Origin of the sequence: Pseudomonas sp. Fl4BN1 (assembly GCF_009908285.1) — a bacterium.
Taxonomy (GTDB): domain Bacteria; phylum Pseudomonadota; class Gammaproteobacteria; order Pseudomonadales; family Pseudomonadaceae; genus Aquipseudomonas.
In genome coordinates, this window is sequence record NZ_JAAARM010000029.1 from 1 (window position 1) to 24,924 (window position 24,924).

Annotated in this window: 19 protein-coding genes and 1 rRNA gene; 12 read left to right on the plus strand and 8 right to left on the minus strand. The window is 62.3% G+C overall.

Annotation, left to right across the window (positions count from 1 at the left end; all coding sequences use genetic code 11):
* The 7 genes from rrf to GV818_RS25480 all read left to right on the plus strand — a co-directional run.
* Window positions 1-84 (plus strand): 5S ribosomal RNA (rrf, locus tag GV818_RS35345); the annotation flags it as partial.
* Between the two features lie 163 nt (window positions 85-247).
* Complete coding sequence (gene recC, locus GV818_RS25455; RefSeq protein WP_161777842.1) at window positions 248-3,700, plus strand: exodeoxyribonuclease V subunit gamma; 3,453 nt, start codon at window positions 248-250, stop codon at window positions 3,698-3,700.
* Window positions 3,697-7,389, plus strand: a complete 3,693-nt coding sequence (recB, locus tag GV818_RS25460; protein ID WP_161777843.1) for an exodeoxyribonuclease V subunit beta — start codon at window positions 3,697-3,699, stop codon at window positions 7,387-7,389. The genes recC and recB overlap by 4 nt, the downstream gene beginning before the upstream one ends.
* Window positions 7,386-9,467, plus strand: coding sequence for an exodeoxyribonuclease V subunit alpha (gene recD / locus GV818_RS25465; protein WP_161777844.1), 2,082 nt, complete (start codon window positions 7,386-7,388; stop codon window positions 9,465-9,467). The genes recB and recD overlap by 4 nt, the downstream gene beginning before the upstream one ends.
* A 115-nt stretch (window positions 9,468-9,582) precedes the next feature.
* Entirely contained in the window at window positions 9,583-10,164 is a 582-nt protein-coding gene (locus GV818_RS25470) for a YfiR family protein (protein WP_161755866.1), read from the plus strand.
* Window positions 10,161-11,429: a diguanylate cyclase domain-containing protein gene (locus tag GV818_RS25475; protein ID WP_161755865.1), complete on the plus strand. Its 1,269-nt coding sequence runs from the start codon at window positions 10,161-10,163 to the stop codon at window positions 11,427-11,429. Before GV818_RS25470 ends, GV818_RS25475 begins: the two co-directional genes overlap by 4 nt.
* A 56-nt stretch (window positions 11,430-11,485) precedes the next feature.
* Entirely contained in the window at window positions 11,486-11,938 is a 453-nt protein-coding gene (locus GV818_RS25480; protein WP_178125115.1) for an OmpA family protein, read from the plus strand.
* Window positions 11,939-12,454: 516 nt separating this feature from the next.
* On the opposite strand, the gene GV818_RS25485 is transcribed toward GV818_RS25480, so the two are convergent.
* Window positions 12,455-13,405, minus strand: coding sequence for a LysR family transcriptional regulator (locus GV818_RS25485; protein WP_161755863.1), 951 nt, complete (start codon window positions 13,403-13,405; stop codon window positions 12,455-12,457).
* A 148-nt stretch (window positions 13,406-13,553) separates the two neighbouring features.
* Between GV818_RS25485 and GV818_RS25490 the strand changes: the two genes are divergently transcribed.
* Together GV818_RS25490 and mmsB are read left to right on the plus strand one after the other, a co-directional pair.
* Complete coding sequence (locus GV818_RS25490; RefSeq protein ID WP_161777845.1) at window positions 13,554-15,080, plus strand: CoA-acylating methylmalonate-semialdehyde dehydrogenase; 1,527 nt, start codon at window positions 13,554-13,556, stop codon at window positions 15,078-15,080.
* A 10-nt stretch (window positions 15,081-15,090) separates the two neighbouring features.
* Window positions 15,091-15,981 carry a 3-hydroxyisobutyrate dehydrogenase gene (gene mmsB, locus GV818_RS25495; RefSeq protein WP_161755861.1) on the plus strand — a complete coding sequence of 297 codons (891 nt, stop codon included), beginning with the start codon at window positions 15,091-15,093 and terminating at the stop codon, window positions 15,979-15,981.
* Window positions 15,982-16,142: 161 nt separating this feature from the next.
* Here the strand turns inward: mmsB and GV818_RS25500 are convergent, their stop codons facing one another.
* From GV818_RS25500 to GV818_RS25510, 3 genes are all read right to left on the minus strand, one after another.
* On the minus strand, window positions 16,143-16,661 hold the full coding sequence (locus GV818_RS25500) for an RES family NAD+ phosphorylase (protein ID WP_161755860.1): 519 nt from the start codon (window positions 16,659-16,661) through the stop codon (window positions 16,143-16,145).
* A complete protein-coding gene (parS, locus tag GV818_RS25505; protein WP_161755859.1) occupies window positions 16,658-17,143 on the minus strand; it encodes a type II RES/Xre toxin-antitoxin system antitoxin in 486 nt (161 codons plus the stop codon). Before parS ends, GV818_RS25500 begins: the two co-directional genes overlap by 4 nt.
* Window positions 17,144-17,269: 126 nt before the next feature.
* Complete coding sequence (locus tag GV818_RS25510) at window positions 17,270-17,614, minus strand: cupin domain-containing protein (protein ID WP_161755858.1); 345 nt, start codon at window positions 17,612-17,614, stop codon at window positions 17,270-17,272.
* 297 nt (window positions 17,615-17,911) lie between these two features.
* Between GV818_RS25510 and kynB the strand changes: the two genes are divergently transcribed.
* The 3 genes from kynB to GV818_RS25525 all read left to right on the plus strand — a co-directional run bounded on the left by kynB (window position 17,912) and on the right by GV818_RS25525 (window position 19,849).
* The gene (gene kynB, locus GV818_RS25515) at window positions 17,912-18,553 is read left to right on the plus strand and encodes an arylformamidase (protein WP_161755857.1); all 642 of its coding nucleotides are present in this window, start codon (window positions 17,912-17,914) and stop codon (window positions 18,551-18,553) included.
* A 108-nt stretch (window positions 18,554-18,661) separates the two neighbouring features.
* A complete protein-coding gene (gene kynA / locus GV818_RS25520; protein ID WP_161755856.1) occupies window positions 18,662-19,513 on the plus strand; it encodes a tryptophan 2,3-dioxygenase in 852 nt (283 codons plus the stop codon).
* 159 nt (window positions 19,514-19,672) lie between these two features.
* The gene (locus GV818_RS25525) at window positions 19,673-19,849 is read left to right on the plus strand and encodes a hypothetical protein (RefSeq protein ID WP_161777846.1); all 177 of its coding nucleotides are present in this window, start codon (window positions 19,673-19,675) and stop codon (window positions 19,847-19,849) included.
* Window positions 19,850-20,117: 268 nt separating this feature from the next.
* Here GV818_RS25525 and GV818_RS25530 read toward each other — a convergent pair whose 3' ends face one another.
* The 4 genes from GV818_RS25530 to antA all read right to left on the minus strand — a co-directional run bounded on the left by GV818_RS25530 (window position 20,118) and on the right by antA (window position 24,520).
* Entirely contained in the window at window positions 20,118-21,518 is a 1,401-nt protein-coding gene (locus GV818_RS25530; protein WP_161777847.1) for an amino acid permease, read from the minus strand.
* A 79-nt stretch (window positions 21,519-21,597) separates the two neighbouring features.
* Window positions 21,598-22,620 carry an anthranilate 1,2-dioxygenase electron transfer component AntC gene (gene antC / locus GV818_RS25535; RefSeq protein ID WP_161755853.1) on the minus strand — a complete coding sequence of 341 codons (1,023 nt, stop codon included), beginning with the start codon at window positions 22,618-22,620 and terminating at the stop codon, window positions 21,598-21,600.
* Window positions 22,621-22,637: 17 nt separating this feature from the next.
* Window positions 22,638-23,129, minus strand: coding sequence for an anthranilate 1,2-dioxygenase small subunit (gene antB, locus GV818_RS25540; RefSeq protein ID WP_161777848.1), 492 nt, complete (start codon window positions 23,127-23,129; stop codon window positions 22,638-22,640).
* 2 nt (window positions 23,130-23,131) lie between these two features.
* Complete coding sequence (gene antA, locus GV818_RS25545) at window positions 23,132-24,520, minus strand: anthranilate 1,2-dioxygenase large subunit (protein ID WP_161777849.1); 1,389 nt, start codon at window positions 24,518-24,520, stop codon at window positions 23,132-23,134.
* Between the last annotated feature and the right edge of the window lie 404 nt (window positions 24,521-24,924).

The window sequence follows — 24,924 nt, forward strand, 5'->3', positions numbered from 1 at the left end:
TCCCATCCCGAACTCAGTAGTGAAACGATGCATCGCCGATGGTAGTGTGGGGTTTCCCCATGTGAGAGTAGGTCATCGTCAAGATTAAATTCCGAAACCCCAATTGCGAAAGCAGTTGGGGTTTTGTTTTGCCCGAAAGAAAAGCTGCAGGCAGCTCTCTGTCCTTGTTTGGTCGGCCCGGCTGCCACCGCACTGTGACAGTGCTAAGGTTCCGCCCTAGCTTTTTGCATTCTCCAAGGAAGCCCTTATGCCGGACGCCTCGTCCCTCAACCCTGGTTTCATGGTGGTTCACGGTAACCGCCTGGACGAGTTGCGCAGCCTGGTGGTCAGCTGGATGCGGCGTTACCCACTGGCACCCCTGGAAAATGAAATTGCTCTGGTACAGAGCAACGGCATCGCTCAATGGTTGAAGCTGGCCTTGGCCGAAGATCCCGAAGAAGATGATTCTGGCGGCTGCGGCATTGCCGCCGCCATTGACGTGCAATTGCCCGGCAGCTTCATGTGGCAACTGTATCGTCTGGTCCTGGGCCGGGACGAAATCCCGCCCAAATCCCTATTGGATAAAGCCCCACTGACCTGGCGCCTGATGCGCCTGTTACCAGAGCTGATCGATGAGCCCCATTTCGAGCCCCTGCAGCGCTTTCTGACCCATGACAGTGATTTGCGTAAACGCTATCAACTGGCGGAGCGCCTTGCCGACCTGTTCGACCAATACCAGGTCTATCGAGCCGACTGGCTGGAGGACTGGGCAGCCGGTCGCCATCAATTGCGCAATGTTCGTGGTGAAGCCAAAGTCCTGGCCCCAGCCAACTGTTGGCAAGCCGAATTGTGGCGGGCGCTGCTTCTGGATGTAGGTACCGAAGGCATGGCCCAGAGCCGTGCAGGTGTCCATCAGCGCTTTATCGAGCAGATCACCCACATGCACCAGGCTCCCACAGGCCTGCCTTCACGGGTGATCGTTTTCGGCATTTCTTCATTGCCGGCCCAGGCCCTCGAAGCCTTGGCTGGACTGGCCCGTTTCAGCCAGGTCCTGCTCTGCGTGCACAACCCTTGTCGCCATCATTGGGCGGATATCGTCGCCGACAAGGACCTGCTGCGGCATCAATACAAGCGCCAGGCGCGCAAGGCCGGCATGCCCCAAGCCCTGGACCCGCAAACCCTGCACCAGCATGCCCATCCGTTGTTGGCCGCCTGGGGCAAGCAGGGCCGAGACTACATCAATCTGTTGGACAGCTACGATGATCCCAGCAGCTACCGCTCGGCTTTTCGCGATGGACGGATCGATCTGTTCAGCGAGAGCCAGCCGCTCTCCATGCTCCAGCAACTGCAGGACGACATCCTAGAACTGCGGCCGCTCAACGAAACGCGAGAGCTGTGGCCCGAGGTCGACCTCCAGCAGGATCAGTCGATCCGCTTCCATATTGCCCACAGCGCCCAGCGCGAGGTGGAGATCCTCCACGATCAGCTTCTGGCGCGTTTTAGCGCCGAGCCTGACCTGCGTCCTCGTGACGTGATCGTCATGGTTCCGGATATCGATAGCTATGCTCCGCATATCCGCGCCGTGTTCGGTCAATTGGGGCGTGATGATCGAAGATTCATCCCCTTCACCCTTACCGACCAGGGCCAGCGTGGTCGCGATCCTCTGCTGATTGCTGTTGAACACCTATTGAAGTTGCCGGACAGCCGTTTTCCGGTCAGCGAGATCCTCGACCTACTGGACGTCCCGGCATTGCGCACGCGCTTCGGTGTCGAAGAAGCCGACCTGCCCACCTTGCACCGCTGGATTGAGGGCGCCGGTATCCGCTGGGGTATGAACGCGGAGCAGCGTGCAGAGCTGGGATTGCCCCAGGCGCTCGAGCAAAACAGCTGGCGTTTCGGTCTGCGGCGGATGCTCCTGGGGTATGCCGTTGGCCGCTCCGATGCCTGTGACGGTATCGAGCCTTATGACGAAATCGGCGGCTTGGATGCTGCCCTGATCGGCCCCCTAGTGGCGTTGCTGGACGCCCTGCAGATTGCCTATCAGGAACTCACCCAACCCGCTGTGCCAGCACAATGGGGGGAGCGCCTGCACCACTTGCTGGAGCAGTTCTTCCTGGCCGGCACCGAACATGACGACTACCTGTTGGGGCAACTTGAGGACCTGCGGGAAACCTGGCTGGAAACCTGTGAGTCGGTAGGCCTGCAAGATGAGTTGCCTCTGACTGTGGTGCGTGAAGCGTGGCTGGCCGGTCTTGATCAGGGCCGCCTGTCCCAGCGGTTCCTCGCCGGTGCGGTGAACTTCTGCACCCTGATGCCGATGCGCGCCATTCCTTTCAAGCTGGTGTGCCTGTTGGGCATGAACGATGGTGACTACCCGCGGGCCCAACCGCCTCTGGACTTTGACCTGATGGGCAGCGACTACCGCCCTGGCGATCGCTCGCGACGTGAGGACGACCGTTACCTGCTGCTCGAAGCACTGCTCTCGGCTCGGGACCAACTCTATGTCAGCTGGGTTGGCCGCAGCATTCGTGACAATAGCGAACGCCCGGCCTCGGTGCTGATCGGCCAGCTGCGCGATCACTTGGCCAGCGGCTGGCAACTGTCGGATGCACAAGACCCCCTGCTGGATGCCCTGACCCAGGAGCATCCGCTGCAACCTTTCAGTGCTCGTTACTTCCATGACAACGACACCTTGTTCAGCTATGCCCGGGAGTGGCAGGTGTTGCACCAGGCTCCTGTAGAGCCAGGTGCAGTTGAGCGCCTGGAGCCTTACGTCCAGGACGAACCCCTGAGCCTGACCCAGTTGCAGGACTTTTTGCGCAACCCGGTGCGGCATTTCTTCAGCCAACGGCTCAAGGTGTTCTTCGAAGCCATGGAAGCTCCGCTGGCTGATGAGGAACCTTTTGTTCTCGACGCCTTGCAACGCTATAGCCTCAGCGACAGCCTGCTGGAGGCTGCATTGAGCAATGCTGAGCACCCTGAACAGGCCTTGCAGGCGCAAGCGCAAAGACTGCAAGCCAGCGGACTGCTACCCATGGCCGGCTTCGGCGAGTGCCTGCAGCGCGAGCTTATGGAGCCCCTGCCGGATCTGTTGCACCGTTATCGGCAACTGCTCGACCTGTGGCCGACGCCGCTCACTAGCGCGTTGCCAGTCAGCCTGGAATTGCAAGGCGTACGCCTGGAGGGCTGGTTGAGCAATCTGCATCAGCGGGCTGATGGCGGGCTATTGGCGGTAACCACTATTCCCAATGGCATCGGCTCCACCAAGACTCGTAAATGGCACCGCTTGATCAAGCCCTGGATCAATCACCTGCTGGCCTGTGCCAGTGGTTACTCCTTGACTACGGCATTGGTGGCCAGCGATGACAGCTTGTTGCTGCCACCACTGGAGCAGGATCCGGCCCGGCAGATCCTCGGTAATCTGCTGCTGGCCTGGCAGTCGGGGATGCGCCAGCCCTTGCCGGTGGCAGTCAAGACCGCCTTCGCCTGGCTAGGACAGAGCGACCCGGACAAAGCCGCGATCGCGGCCCGCAAAACCTACGAGGGCGACGGCCAGAACAGCGAGGGCGAGCGTCGGGAAAGCCCGGCGCTGGCTCGGCAATTCGCTGATTACAATGCCCTGATCGCCGATGAAACCTTCAGCGGCTGGGCCGAGACACTCTATCGACCCCTGCTGGACGCGCCCTGGCGCTCGGCCCTCGGCGAGGAGACCGGCGCATGACGCAACAAGTCCCCCTGGCACTGGCCTTCCCGCTGCGCGGTAGCCAATTGATCGAGGCCAGCGCCGGTACCGGCAAGACCTTCACCATCTCCGCGCTCTACCTGCGCCTGGTGTTGGGGCATGGTGGCGAGTCTGCAGGCTTTGGTCGCGAGTTGCTGCCGCCGCAGATCCTGGTGGTGACCTTCACCGATGCGGCCACCAAGGAGTTGCGTGAGCGCATCCGCACCCGCCTGGCGGAAGCCGCGCGCTTCTTCCGCGACGAGACCGCTGCACCGGACAGCCTGATTGTCGATCTGCGCGAGCAGTACCCCGCCGAACAATGGGCTGCCTGCGCCAACCGCCTGGACATCGCCGCGCAATGGATGGATGAGGCTGCGGTTTCAACCATTCACAGTTGGTGCCAGCGCATGCTGCGCGAACACGCATTCGACAGCGGCAGCTTGTTCACCCAGACCCTGGAAACCGATCACAGCGACCTGCTCGGCCAGGTACTGCGCGATTACTGGCGACTGTTTTGCTACCCGATGCAGGGTGATGCCCTGAACTGGGTGCGCTCCAATTGGGTGGGACCGGCCGAGCTCATGCCTCGGGTCCGCGCAATGTTCGGCAGTGAGCGTCGGGATTCGTCGGAACAGAGCCCCAGCCAATTGATCGAGGCTTGCCTGCAGGAGCGCCGTGAAGCCCTGGTGCAACTCAAGGCGCCTTGGCACCAGTGGGCAGGTGAACTGCGGGATATCTGCCTGCAAGGCGTGGCCAGCAAGAGCGTTGACGGTCGCAAGATGCAGGCGCGTTACTTCGAACCCTGGTTTGAAAAGATCAGCGCCTGGGCCGAGGATGAAACACTTGAGCAACTGGACATCGGCAGCGGTTTTATCCGCCTGACCCCCGAAGGCATGAGCGAAGCCTGGAAAGGCCAGGCACCCAGCCACCCGGGGCTCGATGCCATGGCTGGGCTCAAAGCCAGTCTCGACGCCTTGCCTAGCCCGGATGCCGCAGTGCTGCAGCATGCCGCGCAATGGGTGGGGATGCGCTTCGAAGAAGAGAAACGGCGTCGCGCCGAGATGGGCTTCGACGACATGCTGCTGCGGCTCGACATTGCCCTGCAGAACGACGGCGGCGAGCGCCTGGCAACCCTGATCCGCGAGCAGTTCCCAGTGGCCCTGATCGACGAGTTCCAGGACACCGACCCGGTGCAGTACCGGATCTTCGAAAGCATCTACCGCATCGAGAATAACGATCCCGAGACCGGGCTGTTCCTGATCGGCGACCCGAAGCAGGCGATCTACGCTTTCCGTGGCGCCGATATCTATACCTACTTGCGAGCGCGCCAGGCCACCAGCGGACGCCTGCATACCCTAGGCACCAACTTCCGCTCCAGTCAGGCCATGGTCAGTGCGGTCAACCACGTGTTCCTGCAAGCGGAACAACGTGAGCAGGGGCAGGGGGCCTTTCTGTTCCGTGAGGCGGATGGCGAGAATCCGGTGCCGTTCCTGGCGGTGGCTGCCCAGGGTCGCAAGGAGCATCTGCAGGTCGATGGACAATCAGTACCGGCGCTGAACTTCTGGCAATTGCCATCGGAGCAACCGCTGTCCGGGGTCCAGTATCGCCAGCATCAGGCCGCGGCCTGTGCCAGCGCGATTGTCGAGTTGCTCAATGGCGGGCAACAGGGCCGCAGCGGTTTTGCCCGTGACCAGCAGCCACTCAAGGGCCTGCTGCCGGCGGACATCGCTATCCTGGTGCGCGATGGCAAAGAGGCCCAGGCAGTGCGCGGCGAATTAGCCTCCCGTGGGGTACGCAGCGTGTATCTCTCGGACAAGGACTCGGTATTCGCCGCCCAAGAGGCCCGAGACCTGCTGATCTGGCTCAAGGCCTGTGCCGAGCCGGATGTGGAGCGTCCGCTGCGTGCGGCCCTGGCATCCTTGACTCTGAACCTGTCACTGGGGGAATTGGAGCGGTTGAACCAGGACGAGCTGGCCTGGGAAGCCAGAGTCATGCAGTTCCGCGGATTCCGGGCGATCTGGCGCAACCAGGGTGTGCTACCGATGCTGCGCCGCCTGCTCCACGATTTCCAATTGCCCCAGGCACTGATGGCCCGCAGCGATGGCGAACGGGTGTTGACCAACCTCTTGCACCTGTCCGAACTGCTGCAGCAAAACGCTGCCGAACTGGACGGTGAACAAGCCCTGATCCGCCATTTGGCCGAGCACCTGGCGTTGTCCGGGCAAGCTGGGGAAGAGCAGATCCTGCGCCTGGAAAGCGATGAACAACTGGTCAAGGTGGTGACCATCCACAAGTCCAAGGGCCTGGAATACCCCTTGGTGTTCCTGCCCTTCATCTGTTCCACCAAACCGGTGGATGGCAGTCGATTGCCGCTGCATTACCACGATACCGCAGGCAAGCCCCAGGTCAGCCTGCGACCGACACCGGAACTGATCGCCCTGGCCGACGAGGAGCGCCTGGCAGAAGACCTGCGTCTGCTCTATGTGGCCCTGACCCGGGCCCAGCATGCTTGCTGGCTGGGTGTCGCCGACCTCAAGCGCGGCAATCACAACAGCTCGGTGCTGCACCTCTCGGCCCTGGGCTACTTGCTCGGCGGCGGAGATCGGTTGGCTGAGTCCACGGGTTTGCAGCGCTGGCTGCTGGATCTGCAACAAGGCTGTGAAGCCATCGGCGTGGGCGAGTTACCGATCGCCGATGCACAGCACTTTCATCCGCCGCGCAATGACGCCAGCCTGCTGGCTCCGCTGATACCCGCACGACGTGCAGCGGAGAACTGGTGGATCGCCTCCTACAGCGCCCTGCGTATCAGCGACACTTTGGGCGCAGGCAGCCCTTCCGCACCGGAAAACCCCCAGGCCCAGAAACTCTTCGACGATGAGCGGCTGGACCCTGAAGCCCCTCGGGAAGTTGTTGCCAGCGGCGGCGACATTCATCGCTTCCCGCGCGGTCCCAACCCCGGCACCTTCCTCCACGGCTTGCTGGAATGGGCCGGGGAGGAGGGCTTTGCCGCCGCGCCCACGGTGATCGAGGATGTCATCGCCCGGCGCTGCAATCGTCGGGGCTGGCAAGGCTGGATTCCCACCTTGAGCGAATGGCTGCAACATCTGTTGCAGGTGCCTTTGCCACTGGGCGCTGGCCAGCCACCGGTGGTACTCGGCCACTTGACCCAGTATCGGGTCGAGATGGAATTCTGGTTCGCCAGCCACAAGGTCGACGTGTTCAAGCTCGATGAGCTGGTGCGCCAGCAGACACACCAGGGCGCGCCTCGGGTGACCGCCGAACCGGTGGTGCTCAATGGCATGTTCAAGGGCTTTATCGACCTGACGTTCGAACATCAGGGCCGCTATTACGTGGCCGACTACAAATCCAACTGGCTGGGCGTGGACGATGCTGCTTACACCGAGCAGGCCATGGAACAATCGATTCTCGACAACCGCTACGACCTGCAATACGTGCTGTATCTGCTGGCTCTGCATCGGCAGTTGAAGGCCCGCCTGGCGGATTACGACTACGATCGGCACATCGGCGGGGCCTTGTACCTGTTCCTCCGGGGGACCCGTTCCGCCAGCCAGGGCGCGTATTTCGCGCGGCCGCCACGGCAGTTGATTGAACGCCTCGACCTGATGTTCCAGGGCCAGCCCGAGCCGCCGAAGGCCGAGCCCGCCTGGGAGCAGGGAGTACTGCTATGACCGAAGACCTGTTCGCCCCATTGGCCGAGGTGTCACGCGCCCCTCTCGATCTGGCGCCCCTGAGTAGTGCCGCAGACCTGCTGCTGTTACTCGAGCGCTGGGTCGAGCGCGGTTGGCTGCGGGCTCTGGACAAGGCCTTTGTCGGTTTCCTTCATGAGCTGGACCCGGGCTGTGACCCGCTGGTGCTGATGGCGGCGGCCCTGACCAGCCACCAACTGGGACATGGGCATGTCTGCCTGGACTTGTTCGAAACCCTCAAGGAGCCGGACTTCGCCCTGTCCCTGCCACCGGAAGGCGATGCGCAAAGCGGTGCCCCGGTGTTGCCTTCCCAGGTGCTGGCGACTCTTGAGGGGGCCCACTGGTGCAAGGTCCTGGCCGGTAGTCGGTTGGTGGCCCTGGCGGCAGACCATGGCGAGTCGTCCCAGCAACGGCCGTTGGTACTCTCCGGCAAGCGCCTGTACCTGCGGCGTTACTGGGCCTATGAACGGCGCATTGACAACGCCTTGCGCCAGCGCCTGGCGTTGACCGAGGCGAGCCCTGAGCATCTGTCCCGGCGCCTCGATGGACTGTTCGGCGTGGCCAAGGTCTCTGGCCCCATCGACTGGCAGAAGCTGGCCTGTGCGCTGGCCACTCGAGGCGCCTTCAGCATCATCACTGGCGGCCCCGGCACCGGCAAGACCACCACTGTGGTACGCCTGCTGGCGTTGCTCCAGGCACCGGCGGTGGAGGCTCGCAAACCGCTGCGTATCCGTCTGGCGGCGCCCACCGGCAAGGCTGCCGCGCGCCTGACCGAATCCATCAGCCTGCAAGTGCGCTCCCTATCGGTGCCGGATGAAGTGCGGGAGAAGATTCCCAGTGAAGTGACTACGGTGCACCGCTTGCTGGGCAATCGTCCCGGCACCCGGCATTTCCGTCACCATGCCGGTAACCGCCTGCCCCTGGATGTCCTGGTGGTGGACGAAGCCTCGATGATCGACTTGGAAATGATGGCCAACCTGTTGGACGCCTTGCCTATCCACGCACGCCTGGTGCTGCTGGGAGACAAGGACCAATTGGCGTCGGTAGAGGCGGGCGCAGTGCTCGGTGACCTGTGTCGCGATGCCGAGGCCGGCTGGTACAACCCGCAGACTCGCGCCTGGCTGGAAGCGGTCAGCGGTGAACATCTCGGTGCCAGTGGCCTGCAAGAGGACACCGGGTACCAGCATCCCCTGGCACAACAGGTGGTGATGCTGCGTCACTCCCGGCGTTTCGGTGAGGGCAGTGGCATTGGCCAGCTGGCGCGCTGGGTCAATCAGCAGCAGGCCGATGAGGCCCGGCGCCTGCTGGCGGCCCGCAGTCATGCGGACCTGTATGGCCTGAGTCTCAAGGGCGAACAGGACCGGTCCCTGGAGCGGCTGTTGCTGGAAGGGCACGGTGAAGGGCCACAGGGCTACCGTCATTATCTGAATGTGCTGCGCAGCCAGCGCCCACCTGTCGATGCCGCCCTGGAAGACCGGCGTTGGACCGATTGGGCACGTAACGTCTTGCAGGCGTTCGACCGCTTCCAGTTGCTCTGTGCGGTACGCAAAGGGCCGTGGGGCGTTGAAGGCTTGAACCTGCGGGTTACCCAGGCCCTGTTCAAGGCCCGCCTGATCGACAGCGACCAGCAATGGTATGAAGGTCGCCCGGTGCTGATGACCCGCAACGACTATGGCCTGGGCCTGATGAACGGCGACATTGGCATTGCCCTGAAACTGCCGGAGCAGGAAGGGCCAGAGCCGGGACGCCAGGTACTGCGCGTGGCCTTTCCTCGTAACGACGGCCAGGGCGGGGTACGCCTGGTATTGCCGAGCCGGCTCAACGATGTGGAAACGGTCTACGCCATGACCGTGCACAAGTCCCAGGGGTCGGAGTTCGCCCACACCGCGCTGATTCTGCCCGACGCCCTGAACCCGGTGCTGACCAAGGAATTGATCTATACCGGGATCACCCGCGCCAAGGACTGGTTCAGCCTGATCGAGCCTCGTGCCGGAGTGTTCGAGGAGGCGGTGCGACGTAAGGTCAAGCGCCTCAGCGGGTTGATGCTGGAGTTGGACTGAAGCCAATGTTTCCGGCCTTCATTCGCACCGTTTCAGGGCGCCGACCTCGCTGCATTTTCCCGGGCTGTGCTATCGTTGCGGCATCATCTCCGTGAAAATCAAAGAGAATCCCTGCATGGACGTGGCTGTCTTGAGGACAGAGCGCATTTTGGGATGGCGACAGTGTGTGCTGTCGACCATTCTTTGCCTGTTCAGCCTGTTTGCCATTGCGCAATCGGAGCCGCCGGTTTCTACCAGCCTGGCCGAACAGCGAGCCAAGGCAGTGACGCAAGTGGTGCTGGGCATCCTCAGCTACGCTCGCTGGCCGGTGGAGCCGGCGCAACTGCGTTTATGCGTGGTGGGGCCCACCGAGTACACCGATGACCTGCTCAAGGGCACCACCCAGGCCTCCGGTCGGCCGGTGCTGGTGCAGCGCCTGTTGGCCAACAACCCGGCGCTCGCCAGTGAGTGCGATTCGGTCTACGTCGGCAAACTGAGCAATGATGAACGTAGCCGCCTGTTCAGCTCGTTGACCGGTCAACCGGTGTTGAGCATCAGCGAGGGCGGTGATCAGTGCACCGTTGGCAGTCTGTTCTGCCTGCGGGTCAGCGACAGTCAGGTGTCGTTCGAGGTCAACCTGGACTCGGTAGCCCGCAGTGGGGTGAGGATTCATCCCAGCGTGCTGCAACTTTCCCGTCGTCGTCCGGCGGCGCCATGAGATTGTTCAAGTCCGACGCACGTCCCACCTTGCGCTCAGTCATCGGTCGCGGCCACCTGATCGTCGCGCTGTTGGCGATCTCCATGGCCAGCCTGTCCTTGACCTTTCTCGGGGTGTTGGCGCTACGTGTGTATGCCGATCACAACCTGCACCTGATCGCCCGCTCCATCAACTACACCGTGGAAGCTGCAGTGGTGTTCAACGACAGTGTCGCGGCCACTGAGGCGCTCGCCCTGATTGCCTCCACCGAAGAAGTGGCCGACGCCAAGGTGTATGACAGCCAGGGTCAGTTGCTGGCCAGTTGGCAACGTCCGGAAAGTGGCTTCCTGACCAACCTGGAAATGCACATCGCCAGCGCCTTCCTGGAGAAGCCCATCAGCTTGCCGATCCTGCATCAGGGCCGGGAGATCGGCACCATCAATGTCACCGGCCACGGGGGCAGCCTGATGCGCTTTCTGCTCAGTGGCCTGGTGGGCATCGTGCTGTGCATCGCCTTGAGTGCCTGGATGGCGCTGTACCTGGCACGCCGGCAACTGCGAGGGATCACCGGTCCCTTGCGCAGCTTGGCGGAAGTGGCCCACGCGGCGCGGCGCGAGCGGGCTTTCGACCAGCGGGTGCCGCCGGCGGAGATCGCCGAACTGGATAATCTGGGCAACGACTTCAACGCCCTGCTCGATGAGCTGGAGGCTTGGCAGACCCACCTGCAAAGCGAGAATGAAACCCTGGCCCACCAGGCCAGCCACGACAGCCTGACCGGCCTGCCCAACCGGGCGTTTTTCGAAGGCCGGCTGATTCGTGCGCTGCGCAGTGCCAACAAGCTCAACGAGCGCATGGCGGTGCTGTTCCTCGACAGCGACCGCTTCAAGGAAATCAACGACAACTTCGGCCATGCCGCTGGTGATGCGGTGCTGGTGGCGGTGGCCACGCGGATTCGCGCGCAATTGCGTGAGGATGACCTGGTGGCCCGCCTCGGCGGGGACGAATTCGGCGTGCTACTGACGCCACTGCATCGGGTCGAAGATGCCCAGCGGATTGCCGACAAGATCATCAGCAGCATGGAAGTACCGATTCAATTGCCCGGCAGCCTGTCGATCCTGACGTCGCTGAGCATCGGCATTGCCCTGTACCCGGAACATGGTGCTACTCCGGGCAGCCTGTTGAATGCTGCTGATGCGGCCATGTACCAAGCCAAGCGCGGTGCGCGAGGCGGGCAACACACCATGGGGGCGGAGCCCCCTATCGTTCAGGTTCAACACAGGAGCTAACTCCCTTGTTTTCATTGACACAACGTTCGGTTCGACTCTTCAGTACCCTGGTAATCATGGCCTTGCTGGTCCTGACCGGCTGCCAGAGCGTGCCGCCCAAAGGCCTGACCCCGAAACAGATTGCGGTGCTGAAACAGGAGGGCTTCGAACTGACGGATGAAGGCTGGGCCTTCGGCTTGTCGGGCAAGGTATTGTTTGGCAGCGACGTGGAAACCCTGAACCAGGCCAGTACCGATATCGTCCAGCGCATCGGCAAGGCGCTGCTCAGCGTCGATATCCAGAAGGTCCGGGTCGACGGCCACACCGACGCGTCGGGCAAGGAAGCCTACAACGTGCAGTTGTCCGTGCGCCGGGCCAAGAGCGTGGTCAAGGTGCTGACCCAGGCCGGCATGCGTGAAGAGAACATCCAGCTGCGCGGCCTGGGCAGCAGCGAGCCGGTGGCCTCCAACAGCAATGTGGCCGGGCGTACCGAAAACCGCCGGGTGTCGATCGTGGTGATCGCCGACTGATCGGCGCTGCCCAGCATGGCGGCTGCTAACCCGGCAGCCGCTAGCGGCCCTTGGCCGGCCGGTCGCCTATGCAATCCGGCACGTTGGGGCCGATGTCGATCATGGCCGCGGATACCTGGGGCCTATCGCGGTCTCCCCATCTAAGTGGTCCGCCGGCGTCGATCAGGTCGTAGATCTCGCTTTCGCCAAGTTGTTGGCCGTTGCGATGATCGTAAAGGCGAAAAAATGCCGGAATCTCCCAGCGTGCGTACCGGATCGGTTCAGCTTCCGGATCCGGGTGGTAATGGGTGTGAAACAGGCCAGGCAGGATCCAGAAGGGCTTGAATTCCTGAACCCGATAGCAGCCGTTGGGGCTGATGTAGGGACCATGGGCTGGAGTCGCCAGGCCCTTCTCCCACTATTGCGAAGCGGGCCACAGCCCGGCGCCGAGAAGCACTGCGCCCAGGGTGAGTGAGCCGCGCCGGCTGAGCTTTTTCAGCTTCGGGGATCCAGATCGATCCACGAGCAGGTGAGGGGTCAGGGGGCGGCGAACAGCATGCTGCGACTGTCGCCCATGAGCAGCGGCCGATTCTGCTCGGTTACCTCGCGGATGTAATCCCATAACAGGGTGATGCGCTTCAATTTGCGCAAATCCTCGCGGCAGTACATCCAGAATTGCCGGGTCAGGTTGATTTCCGCGGGCAAGACCGGCAGCAGGCGTGGGTCCTGGGCCGCGAGGAAGCACGGCAGAATCGCCAGTGAGCGGCCCTGCTGCGCCGCCACGTACTGGGCGATGACGCTGGTGCTGCGCAGGTTGGCGCTGGCCCCAGGCACCACATTGGCCAGGTACAGCAGCTCGGAGCTGAAGGCCAGGTCATCCACGTAGCTGATGAATTGATGTTCACCCAGGTCGTTCGGGCGGCGGATCGGTGGGTGGCGATCAAGGTATTCCTGGGTGGCGTATAGCTGCAGGCGGTAGTCGCAGAGTTTGCAGCACACGTAGGGGCCGTGCTCCGGGCGTTCCAGGGCGATGACAATATCCGCTTCGCGCTTGGACAAGCTGATGAAGTGCGGCAGCGGCAGGATATCCACCGAGATCGCCGGGTAGGTGTCGAGGAAGTGACTCAACTGTGGGGTGATGAAAAAACTGCCGAAGCCTTCGGTGCAGCCCATGCGCACGTGCCCGGACAGCGCCACGCCGGAGCCCGATACCTGCTCGCAGGCCATATGCAGGGTGCTCTCGATCGATTCGGCATAACCCAGCAGGCGCTGACCCTCGGCGGTCAGGACAAAGCCATTGGTGCGGGACTTTTCAAACAGCAGAGTGCCCAGCGCGGTCTCCAGTGAGCTGATGCGTCGCGACACGGTGGTGTAGTCCACCGCCAGGCGTTTGGCTGCGCTGCTGGCCTTGCGGGTGCGCGCCACTTCGAGGAAAAACTTCAGGTCGTCCCAGTTCAGGGTGCTTAGCGAGGTGATGTTTTTTTGCATGATGGACCGGTTTTTATGTGCGTTCTTATTAGAAGTTTGCACATCTATACTCCAAAAACCGTCCGACACCAACTCGCGACAGCCCCTCTCTCAAGGCGACTCAGTGCCTTGGTTCCCTGCATAAGAACTCAAGAAGTCAGGAGACCCCATGAACGCATCCCTCAAGCCCGGTGGCACCACCCTGCAACAGGTCAAGTTGCTGATCGACGGTGAATGGGTCGAGTCCCAGACCCTGGAGTGGCATGACATCGTCAACCCGGCGACCCAGGAGGTCCTGGCCAAGGTGCCTTTTGCCACTGCTGCTGAAGTTGACGCCGCGATCGCCGCTGCCCAGCGCGCCTTCCAGACCTGGAAGTTGACTCCGATCGGTGCGCGGATGCGCATCATGCTCAAGCTCCAGGCATTGATTCGCGAGCACTCCAAACGCATTGCCCAGGTCCTCAGCGCCGAGCAGGGCAAGACCATTGCCGACGCCGAGGGCGATATTTTCCGCGGCCTGGAAGTGGTAGAGCACGCGTGCTCCATTGGTACCCTGCAGATGGGCGAGTTTGCCGAGAACGTCGCCGGCGGCGTGGACACTTACACCCTGCGCCAGCCGATCGGTGTGTGCGCCGGGATCACCCCCTTCAACTTCCCGGCGATGATTCCGCTGTGGATGTTCCCGATGGCCATCGCCTGCGGCAACACCTTCGTCCTCAAGCCTTCCGAGCAGGACCCGCTGTCCACCATGCTGCTGGTGGAGCTGGCGGTGGAAGCCGGAGTGCCGGCCGGTGTGCTCAACGTGGTGCACGGCGGCAAGGACGTGGTGGATGCCCTGTGCACCCACAAGGACATCAAGGCGGTGTCTTTCGTCGGTTCGACCGCGGTCGGTACCCACGTCTATGACCTGGCAGGCAAGCACGGCAAACGCGTGCAATCGATGATGGGCGCAAAAAACCACGCCGTGGTGCTGCCCGACGCCAACCGCGAACAGACCCTCAATGCCTTGGTGGGCGCAGGCTTCGGCGCTGCCGGCCAGCGTTGCATGGCCACCTCGGTGGTGGTGCTGGTGGGCGCCGCGAAACAATGGCTGCCAGATCTCAAGGCCCTGGCGCAGAAACTCAAGGTCAACGCCGGCTGCGAGTCGGGTACCGATGTCGGTCCGGTGATCTCCAAACGGGCCAAGGCGCGGATTCTCGAACTGATCGAGAGCGGCGTGAAAGAAGGTGCCAAGCTGGAGCTTGATGGTCGTGGCATCCAGGTCCCGGGCTACGAGCAAGGCAACTTCATCGGTCCGACCCTGTTCTCCGGGGTGACCACCGCCATGCAGGTCTACACCCAGGAAATCTTCGGCCCGGTGCTGGTGGTGCTGGAGGTCGACACCCTGGATCAGGCCATTGCCCTGGTCAACGCCAACCCCTTCGGCAATGGCACCGGCCTGTTCACCCAGAGCGGCGCGGCGGCGCGTAAATTCCAGAGCGAGATCGACGTCGGCCAGGTGGGTATCAATATCCCGATCCCGGTGCCGGTACCGTTTTTCAGCTTCACCGGTTCCCGTGGCTCCAAGCTCGGCGACCTGGGCCCGTACGGCAAGCAAGTGGTGCAGTTCTACACTCAGACCAAGACCGTCACCAGCCGCTGGTTCGACGATGACAGTGTCAACGACGGTGTGAACACCACCATCAGCCTGCGTTGAGGAGCCTGACATGAACATTGCATTTATCGGCCTGGGCAACATGGGCGCGCCCATGGCCCGCAACCTGCTCAAGGCCGGGCATCAGCTGAACCTGTTCGACCTCAACCAGAGCGTGCTGGCGGAGCTGGCGCAACTGGGCGGGCGCATCAGTGCCTCGCCCAAGGCGGCCGCCGAAGGTGCCGAACTGGTGATCACCATGCTCCCGGCGGCTGCCCATGTGCGCAGTGTCTGGCTGGGAGAAGACGGGGTGCTGGCGGGTATCGCCCGCGGCGTCCCGGCGGTGGACTGCAGCACCATTGATCCACAGACCGCTCGTGAAGTGGCCGCGGCGGCCGCCAAACAAGGCGTGGCCATGGCCGATGCGCCAGTCTCCGGCGGCACCGGCGGGGCCCAGGCCGGCACCCTGACCTTCATGGTCGGTGCCAGCGCCGAGCTGTTCGCCATCCTGCAACCAGTGCTGGCGCAGATGGGCCGCAACATCGTGCACTGCGGGGAAGTGGGCACCGGGCAGATCGCCAAGATCTGCAACAACCTGCTGCTGGGGATCTCGATGATCGGCGTCAGCGAAGCCATGGCCCTGGGGGATGCCCTGGGCATCGACACCCAGGTGCTGGCCGGGATCATCAACAGTTCCACCGGTCGTTGCTGGAGTTCCGATACCTACAACCCTTGGCCGGGAGTGATTGAAACCGCCCCGGCGTCCCGGGGCTACACCGGCGGTTTTGGTGCTGAACTGATGCTCAAGGACCTGGGGTTAGCCACCGAAGCCGCCCGTCAGGCCCACCAGCCGGTGGTGCTCGGCGCCGTGGCCCAGCAGCTGTACCAGGCCATGAGCCAGCGAGGGGAAGGTGGCAAGGACTTCTCGGCCATCGTCAACAGCTACCGCAAGCCGCAGAACTAGGCGGGGCGGCGAGGGCGCCAGTGCCCTCGCCACGGTTTTGCATCAGGTCATCGCTCGCAGCCCCTTCAGCGGGGGCGTTTCCGGGAGTCTGCGTCGGGTAGGCTTCCGGCTTTTTGCCGCTTCAGACAGTTTTTTTCAGCTCAGCAATCACTGCCCCCGGGTCAGTTCGGGCGGCTGCCGGGTGCGCGCAACGGAGGGTTGAGGCGGGTGTCGAGGCCGAATCGCTCTTGAACCACCACCTGATACAGACCTTTGGCCAGCAGCGGGTTGATCAGGATGTTCCAGCTATGTCGGGAAACCGATGAGGGCACCAGCACGAAGGGATGGTCGGCCAGCAGTTGATCCGCGAACTTTTGCTGGCCGGCGCTGGGAATACCCGGGACCAGCCAGTTCGGATTGGGCAGGCGGTGTTCATCCACTCGATAAATGGCTGACGGGTCCTGGATCAAGGCTCCGGTGAGTACATGGGGCATGCTATCGAGTGCCGCAAACCCCTTGTGTACGGCCACTTCCAAAATCGCCGTGGCAGGATCGGCGCTGCCATACACGGCCTTGACCCCTTTGGAGTTCCAGCGACCGCCACACAGCTCGGCACCGATGCCACTGTCCCAACTGTCGGCGTGCTGGGCGGCGTCCAGTCGCCAGAAATGAATCACGCTGCCACCGGGAACGTTGATCACTGATAGACCCCGTATTCCAGGCGGGTGAGGAACTCATCCACCAGTTCGAAGCCGATGGGGTTGGTCAGCAGTTCCACCGGTTTGTGGCCATCGAGGCCCATCACCGGCTTGGCCATCCAGTCCTGGGCCTGTTCACTGCTGCCGAAAACTTCCTGGGCCTTTGCCAGCACCTGGGCAAAGCGCACCGCACGGGCGCTCTGTTCCGGATTGAGGGGTTCGTCAGGGGTTTTCAAGCGCCGGTGCAGAGTGCGTTCGGACAGACCGATGATCTTGGCCAGGACCTGTTCGTCCTTGAGCATGGGCACCGAGGAGACAAACTTGATGATTGCCGTCAGCGGAATGCCTTCTTCGGTCAGGCGATAGATCGAGATGCGGTCGTCAAACCGCGCCCGGCCACCCAGGAGAATGTCCGAGGTCTGGTCTTTCACCACAGGCTTGCCGCGTCGTTTCAGGGCGGTGCCGGTTCCGGTCAGCGCAACCATGAGCCTTACTCCTGTCTTTTGCCATTTGGCAAGTATTGTACAGACATTTGGCGGGAGGCGTTGTTTCGGATATCGGCACGGTAAAGGGAGCCCGCGTTGCACGGGCTCCCGGCTGCCTGGCAGGGCTCAGGCAAACACGAAGTACTTGCGCACCGTCTCCACCACTTCCCAGGTGCCTTTCATTCCGGGTTCGACCACGAAGATATCGCCGGCCCGCAGGTGGATGGGGTCACGGCCGTCCGGGGTGATCACGCAGTAGCCTTCCTGGAAATGGCAGTATTCCCATTTTTCGTAAGCCACCCGCCACTTGCCCGGGGTGCAGATCCAGGTCCCCATGATCTTGCTGCCGTCCTCGCTGGTGTAGGCATTGAGGTTGACGGTATGCGGATCACCTGCAAGTTTTTCCCACTTGCAGGCGTCGAGCACCGGCAGTGGATGGGTGTCGCGCAGAACGGTAATAGGTTGGGACATGCTGTGCTCCTAGCGGGCAGAGAACTGAAGCCGCACCCTATAGCGCCCGGCGTTCGCAGGGTTGTCTGTTCTCGACCTCGGGGTATCCAGAAGCGCTGCCGTGATTCTCGGGGCCTGTTGGCCAGGGCCTGCTGCGGGGCGCTGATCAAGGGTTTTTTCGGTTGCAAGATTCATTCGGCAAATGACGCTTTGTTAGCAGGATTTGCGAAATATCCGAGGCTACCCGAGTTATTTCGCAAGAATCTTTACCGGTTTCGCTCGTATCATTCAGCTCGGAGTGTCCTAAGAGCCGCACGAATGGAAAATACACCACGCTGGTGGGATATCAGCCCGCCTTTGAGTACCGCGACCCCGACCTGGCCGGGGGATACGCCGTTCCAGGAGGAGCGCGTCTGGCAGTTCGGGCCCGAGTGCCCGGTCAATGTCGGGCGGGTGACCCTGTCGCCCCACACGGGCGCCCACGTTGATGCGCCACTGCATTACCGGCCGGATGGCCTGCCCATCGGCGAAGTGTCGCTGGATGTCTACATGGGCCCATGCCGGGTCCTGCATTGCCTGGACAGTGGCGCCCTGGTGCAGCCAGAAAGCTTGCTCGGACGCCTCGACAACCTGCCCCAGCGGGTATTGCTGCGCACTTACCGACAAGCACCGCTGAGTACCTGGGACCCTGATTTCACCGCCGTGGCCCACACCACCATCGAGCTGCTGGCCGGCCTCGGTGTGCGCCTGATCGGCATCGACACCCCATCCCTTGATCCCCAGCAATCCAAGACCATGGATGCCCATAACGCCGTGGCCCGACATGGCATGGCGATCCTGGAAGGCGTGGTGCTGGATGAGGTTGCCGAAGGCGACTACGAACTGATTGCCCTGCCATTGCGCTTCGCTCATCTGGACGCGAGCCCGGTGCGAGCGATCCTGCGACCGTTAGCCGATTAATTCCTACAATAAATACACAGCCGGTCGTCCGTGTCGTTGTGCATCCCCGTACCGGGATGGTGCAACCTGCGGGCGCCCAAGCGCTGCCTGAGGCGAGGAGCCCACGCGATGAGCCAATGTCCGTTTTCAAGCAATCCACCGGATGCCTGGCATAACGCCGAGCTGAATTTTTCCGACTCCATGAGCTACGGCGACTACCTGGACCTGGGGCGCATCCTCAGCGCCCAGCATCCTTTGTCGCCGGACCACAACGAGATGCTGTTCATCATCCAGCACCAGACCTCCGAGCTGTGGATGAAACTGATGCTGCACGAGCTCAAGGCCGCTCGCGAACACGTGCGTGAGGGCCAGTTGCCGCCGGCGTTCAAGATGCTTGCGCGAGTCTCGCGGATCTTCGATCAACTGGTGCATGCCTGGGCGGTGCTGGCCACCATGACGCCCTCGGAATACAAATCCATCCGCCCTTACCTCGGACAGTCCTCGGGCTTCCAGTCGTTCCAGTACCGCGAAATCGAATTCATCCTCGGCAACAAGAGCGCGGCGTTGCTGCGGCCCCACGCCCATCGTCCCGAGCTGCTGCAATCCTTGGAAGAGTCGATTGCCACCCCATCGATGTATGACGAGGCGATTGCCTTGATGGCCCGCAGCGGGCTGAGCATCGACCCGGAGCGTCTGGCGTTGATCAGCACCTCCACGACCCAGCATGATCCTTCGGTGGAAGCGGCCTGGCGTGAGGTGTACGCCAACCCTTCAGCCTATTGGGACCTGTATCAGTTGGCGGAGAAGTTCATCGACCTGGAGGACTCATTCCGCCAGTGGCGTTTCCGTCACGTGACCACAGTGGAGCGGATCATCGGCTTCCAGCCCGGCACCGGTGGCACCGAAGGCGTCGGCTACTTGCGCAAAATGCTCGACACCGTGCTGTTCCCCGAGCTGTGGCGGGTTCGATCCTCGCTCTGACTTGCCCCAGACGCCCCGCCTGCCGGGGCGTTTTCATTTCCCAGACGGCTTCTGCCCCCTTGTAGTCGCACACTTGTCTGCAATGGCTGACGACAGCGTCGTTCTGCAGACAAAGTGGCCGTCCTCGAAAGACGACGTGCATTTCTCCAGACAGACCACATGGCCCAGACCTTCGAGCTTGAGACCCTGAACATGCGGCTCAACGATCCCGAGTTTCAGGCGCTGGACCTGTATCAACGGATTCAGCGCGCCTTGCCTGGCTTGATTCTCGATGGCGCCCAGGGCCTGGGGATGAAGCTGCAAGACGAAGGTCCCGCCGTAGTTCACCAGCACTGAAATCAGCGCGGCCACGGTGGGTGGGCAAAACTCGGCCAGTCGAAGGCCTGTCGCAGGTCTGTTCATCAGCCACTCAATACATTCCTTGGCCCAGGCAGCCAGGATGGGCTCGATTCTGGGTCAGTAGTGGACTGTGATTTCAGGCCGCAGCCATGACAACTGGCAGGCGCACTTTGCGCGAGGCGACAAAAAAGCCCGGCCTTTCTCCAGGGCCGGGCTTTCAGGTTTACAGCCGTGTCACCGCGGGCGTGCAGGCCCGCGGCGAGGCTCAGCGCAGGGCCGGTTGTGCGGCCTTGCGCGCCCGGCTCAGGAGGTACAGGCCCCAGATCACCAGGACCCACACTGGAATCGCGTACACCGAAGCGCGGATCCCCGGAATCATCAGCATCACGCCAATGATCATCACCATGAAGGCCAGGCACAGATAGTTGCTGAACGGCGACCAGAAGGCCTTGAACCCAGGCACCACGCCCTGTTCGGCCATGGCCTTGCGAAAGCGCAGGTGGGTCAGGCTGATCAGCGCCCAGTTGATCATCAGTGCCGCCACCACCAGGGCGAACAGCAACTCCAGGGCTTCGTGGGGCGCCAGGTAGTTGACCAGCACGCAGAGCAGGGTGATCAGCGCTGAAATACCCAGGGCCAGCACCGGCACGCCCTGCTTGTTGAGCTTCATCAGTGCCTTCGGTGCGTCACCCTGTTCGGCCAGGCCGTAGAGCATGCGGCTGTTGCAGTACACGCCACTGTTGTACACCGAGAGTGCGGCGGTCAGCACCACGAAGTTGAGGATCTGCGCCGCCGTATCGCTGCCGATCAGGGCGAAGATTTTCACGAACGGGCTACTGCTGTAGGCGTCGCCACCGGCGTTGAGGCTCACCAGCAGTTCGTCCCACGGATACAGCGACAGCAACACCGCGAGGGCGCCGACGTAGAAGATCAGTACCCGGTAGACCACCTGGTTGATCGCCTTGGGGATCACCTTGCGCGGCTCGCTGGCTTCGGCGGCAGTGATGCCTACCAGTTCCAGGCCACCGAAGGAGAACATAATGAAGGCCATGGCCATCAGCAGGCCGGTGCCGCCGTTGGGGAAGAAGCCGCCGTGGGACCACAGGTTGCTGACCGACGCCTGGGGACCACCGCTGCCGCTGAACAGCATGTAGCAGCCAAGAATGATCATGCCGACGATGGCCACCACCTTGATGATGGCGAACCAGAACTCGGCCTCACCGAAGAACTTCACGTTCATCATGTTGATCAGGTTGACCAGGACGAAGAACACCGCAGCGCTGACCCAGGTGGGGATCTCCGGCCACCAGAACTGCACGTACTTGCCCACCGCGGTGAGTTCGGCCATGCCCACCAGGACATACAGCACCCAGTAGTTCCAGCCCGCCAGGAAACCGAAATAGCCGCCCCAGTACTTGTGGGCAAAGTGGCTGAAGGAACCGGCCACGGGCTCTTCGACGATCATTTCACCCAGCTGGCGCATGATCAGGAAGGCAATGAATCCGGCGATCGCGTAACCCAGGATCATCGAGGGGCCAGCGGACTTGAGTACCCCGGCAGAGCCGAGGAAGAGTCCGGTGCCGATTGCCCCGCCCAGGGCGATCAACTGAATATGGCGATTCTTCAAGCCACGCTTGAGTTCACCTTGCTTCAAGGTTTGATCCACTAATATGCGCTCTCTTCTAGTTGTTATCAGGACCGATCCCTGGCTGAACGGGAGCGATCGCGGCTGAATGCTGACGGGATCAGATATTACTCTCGGTAAACCGCTCGTAATACAGCTGAACGCGGTTAAGTTGCTGTTCTTGCAGCCAGATCCGGATTGAGTCGACCATCGGCGGCGGCCCGCAGACGTACATGTCCGCGTCGTTGTCGCGCAGCTCGCTGCTGTCGAAGTGCTCGCTGATGTAGCCGCGCTTGCCCTGCCAGTCCGGGTCGGCATCGCTGATCACCGGAGTGAAGCGAAACCTTGGCAGGCGTTCGCCATAGGCCTGGATGCGCGCCAGCTCGCACAGGTCGGCACTGTGGCGCACGCCGTAGTAAAGATGCACCGGCTGCTGGCAACCCTGTTCGACGATCTGTTCGAGCATCGCCAGCAGTGCGGACAGCCCGGTACCGCCGGCCACCAGGATCAGCGGACGGCTGATCTGGCGCAGGTAGAAGGCCCCCAGCGGTGCTTCCAGCTGGATGCTGTCGCCCACCAGGCAGCGTTCGCGGATGTAGTTGCTCATCACCCCATCGGGCAGCAGGCGGATCAGGAACTGCAACTGGTTGTCCGCCCCCGGCCGGTTGGCGAAGGAGTAGGCGCGGCTGCTGCCGGTGCCGGGGATGCTCAGGCGCGCGTACTGGCCAGGGAGAAAGTCCAGCGGCGTTTCGCTGCCGCCCAGGTCCAGGTGGAGGATTGCGGTGCTGTCCGAGATCTGCCGCACATCGATCACCGAAGCATTGAGCCGCACCGGCTCGGCGGCGTGGCACAGGCTGGAATCGAAGTCGAAGTAGAACGCCGCATCGGACTGCACCCTGGTCTGGCAGCTGAGCATCTTGCGTTGCTCCAGGTCCTGGGCGGACAAGGCTTCCTCGTCCACATAATCCTGGCTGTACTGGCCCGACTCGCAACGGCCCTGGCAGGTGCCGCACACCCCTTCGCGGCAGTCCAGGGGGATCTTGATGCCGTTGCGCAGGGCAGCGTCGAGCAATATTTCATTGGCCTGCACCGGGAAGAACAGGGTCTTGCCGTCGGCGAAGCTGAACGCGACCTTGTGCGTCATGACAGTATTTCCGTGGTTCAGAGGTGGTAGAAATCGAGCACCGAATTGATCGTGTCGTTGAGCAGCAACACGTGCTTGCGCTGGATCAGCCAGCTGTCGCCGTCGGGCTTGAGGTCATACGTGGCATGGCCGTAGAAGTCTTCGGAAGTGGCCAGGCGGTAGAACAGCGTGTGCCAGTTCAGGCGCACCTGCAGATGGCCGTTGTCGCCTTGGCTGATGCGCAGGTTGTTCACCAGGTGCAGGGTGCGCGGCATCGGGATGGTCGAGGCCGCCTTGCCGGTGCGCAGGCGGAACACCCGGTCTTCCAGCCCGGAGCGGTTGGCGTAGTAGATCAGCGACATTTCGCGCTTGGGGTCCTGGGTGTAGACGTGTTCCGAGTCCCATTGCGGCAAGTGGAACTCGCTGTCCACGGCGAACAGCGCCAGGTAGGCGTCCCAGTCCTGCGCGTCGCAGAGTTCGGACTTGCGGTAGAAGAATTGCTCGATCTGGTACTGCAATTGCGCATTCATGCTTACACCTCACGCAGTTTCAGGGGCTGGCGCTGCAAGCCATCGAGGATGAATTTCTGCCAGTTCTGGTGCTGGTTGACGTACAGCCCTTCATGGGTGATTTCGGTGCCGGTCATGGCTGGCTGGATCCCCAGGTTTTCACTGTTGGCGGTGGGCCCGGTGACCCAGCGATGGTGGCCACGGGAGATATCGCTCCAGCGTTCCAGGCGGCCCTGGAAACCACGCTGGGCTTCGCGGAACTCCACCAGGTCGTCCGGGGTGCCCATGCCCGAGACGTTGAAGAAATCCTCGAACTGGCGGATGCGGTTTTCCCGGTCGGCGTCGCTCTCGCCCTTGACCCCGATGCACTGGCTGATGATCTCGGTCTTGTTCCAGGCGATGGGGCGGATGATCCGCAACTGCGAGCTGATCTGGTCGAGGAAGAACAGGCTGGGATAGATGTTCAGGTTGCGCAGGCGGTGCATCATCCACTCGGCCCTGGCCTCGCCGTACTCCTGCACCAGGCGCGGCATGATCGTGGCGTAGCCGGAGCGCACCGCCGGGTTGGGCATTTCGCTGAACAGTACGCTGTGGCCGTTGTTGAAGGCGAACCAGCCATCGTCGGTGTTGGCATCGCCGGCGCCGAGCTTGCTGTAGTCGAGGGTGGCGCCGCTGGCGGTGCCGTTGTCACTGTTCACCTGCTGGCGGTGCTGCACCGTGGCCACATAGTTGTAGTGCACGGTACTGACGTGATAACCGTCCAGACCGTTCTCGTTCTGCAGTTTCCAGTTGCCGTCGTAGGTGTAGGCAGACTTGCCCGGCAGCACTTCCAGTTCACCCGTGGGCGATTGGGCGTTCATCATGTCGAAGAACACCTTGGCGTCGCCGAGGAAGTCTTCCAGGGAGTTGTCGGCGGCCACATCCAGGCTGATGAAGACAAAGCCCTTGTAGCTCTCGATGCGCGCCTTCTTCAGGCCGCGGGTGGCCTTGTCGAAGTCCTCGGCGTATTCCCCTGGCGCCTTGACCTTTACCAGGCGCCCGTCGCTCTTGTAGCACCAGGCATGGAAGGGGCAGGTGAAGGTCGACTGGTTGCCCTTGCCAACCCGGGTCAGGGTGGTGCCACGGTGCTGGCAGGCGTTGATCAGGGCATTGAGCCGGCCCTCGCCATCGCGGGTAATGATCATCGGTTGGCGCCCGGCACGCATCGTGATGAAGTCGTGGTTGTTGGGCAATTCGCTTTCGTGACAGGCGTAGATCCAGTTCTTCTCGAAGATCAGTTCCATCTCCAGGTCGAACAGCTCGGGTTCGGTGAACATCTCCCGGGCGATACGGAACACTCCGTCTACGGGACGGAAATCCAGGCAGCTGTCGATGAAGCTTTTCCACTGCTCGAGGTTTCTTGCACCACTCATGAGTCGGTACCTTTTTTTTTATTCAGGCCAATCGGGTACCTGCATTAGAGAGAGTGAAGCCGTGGGGTGGCTATCCGCTTAGTCGACCAAGCTCATCCATAAAGTTGCCGGCACGGCGCCTGGCGCGCTGCTCCTGCCTTTGCCGATGCCGCCGGCCGCCGCGGCAACAGGCGCGCGGCGATGGGTAGCATCTACCCAGAATCGGCCGGGTACTGATCAGTGGCTGCATGATGGGGCGCCAATGGGCTAGTGTGAGCACAGCCAATGAGGACGATGGGGCCTGGTTATCCACTTAGTCGGCGATTGCTATCCACTGGGTTGGCAGCGTTGCCCGCTGGCGCAAAACTTGCCCTGTCCTACAAGACGCGCCGTCAGAGCGCGCTGAAAATATTGCCGTGGGTGCG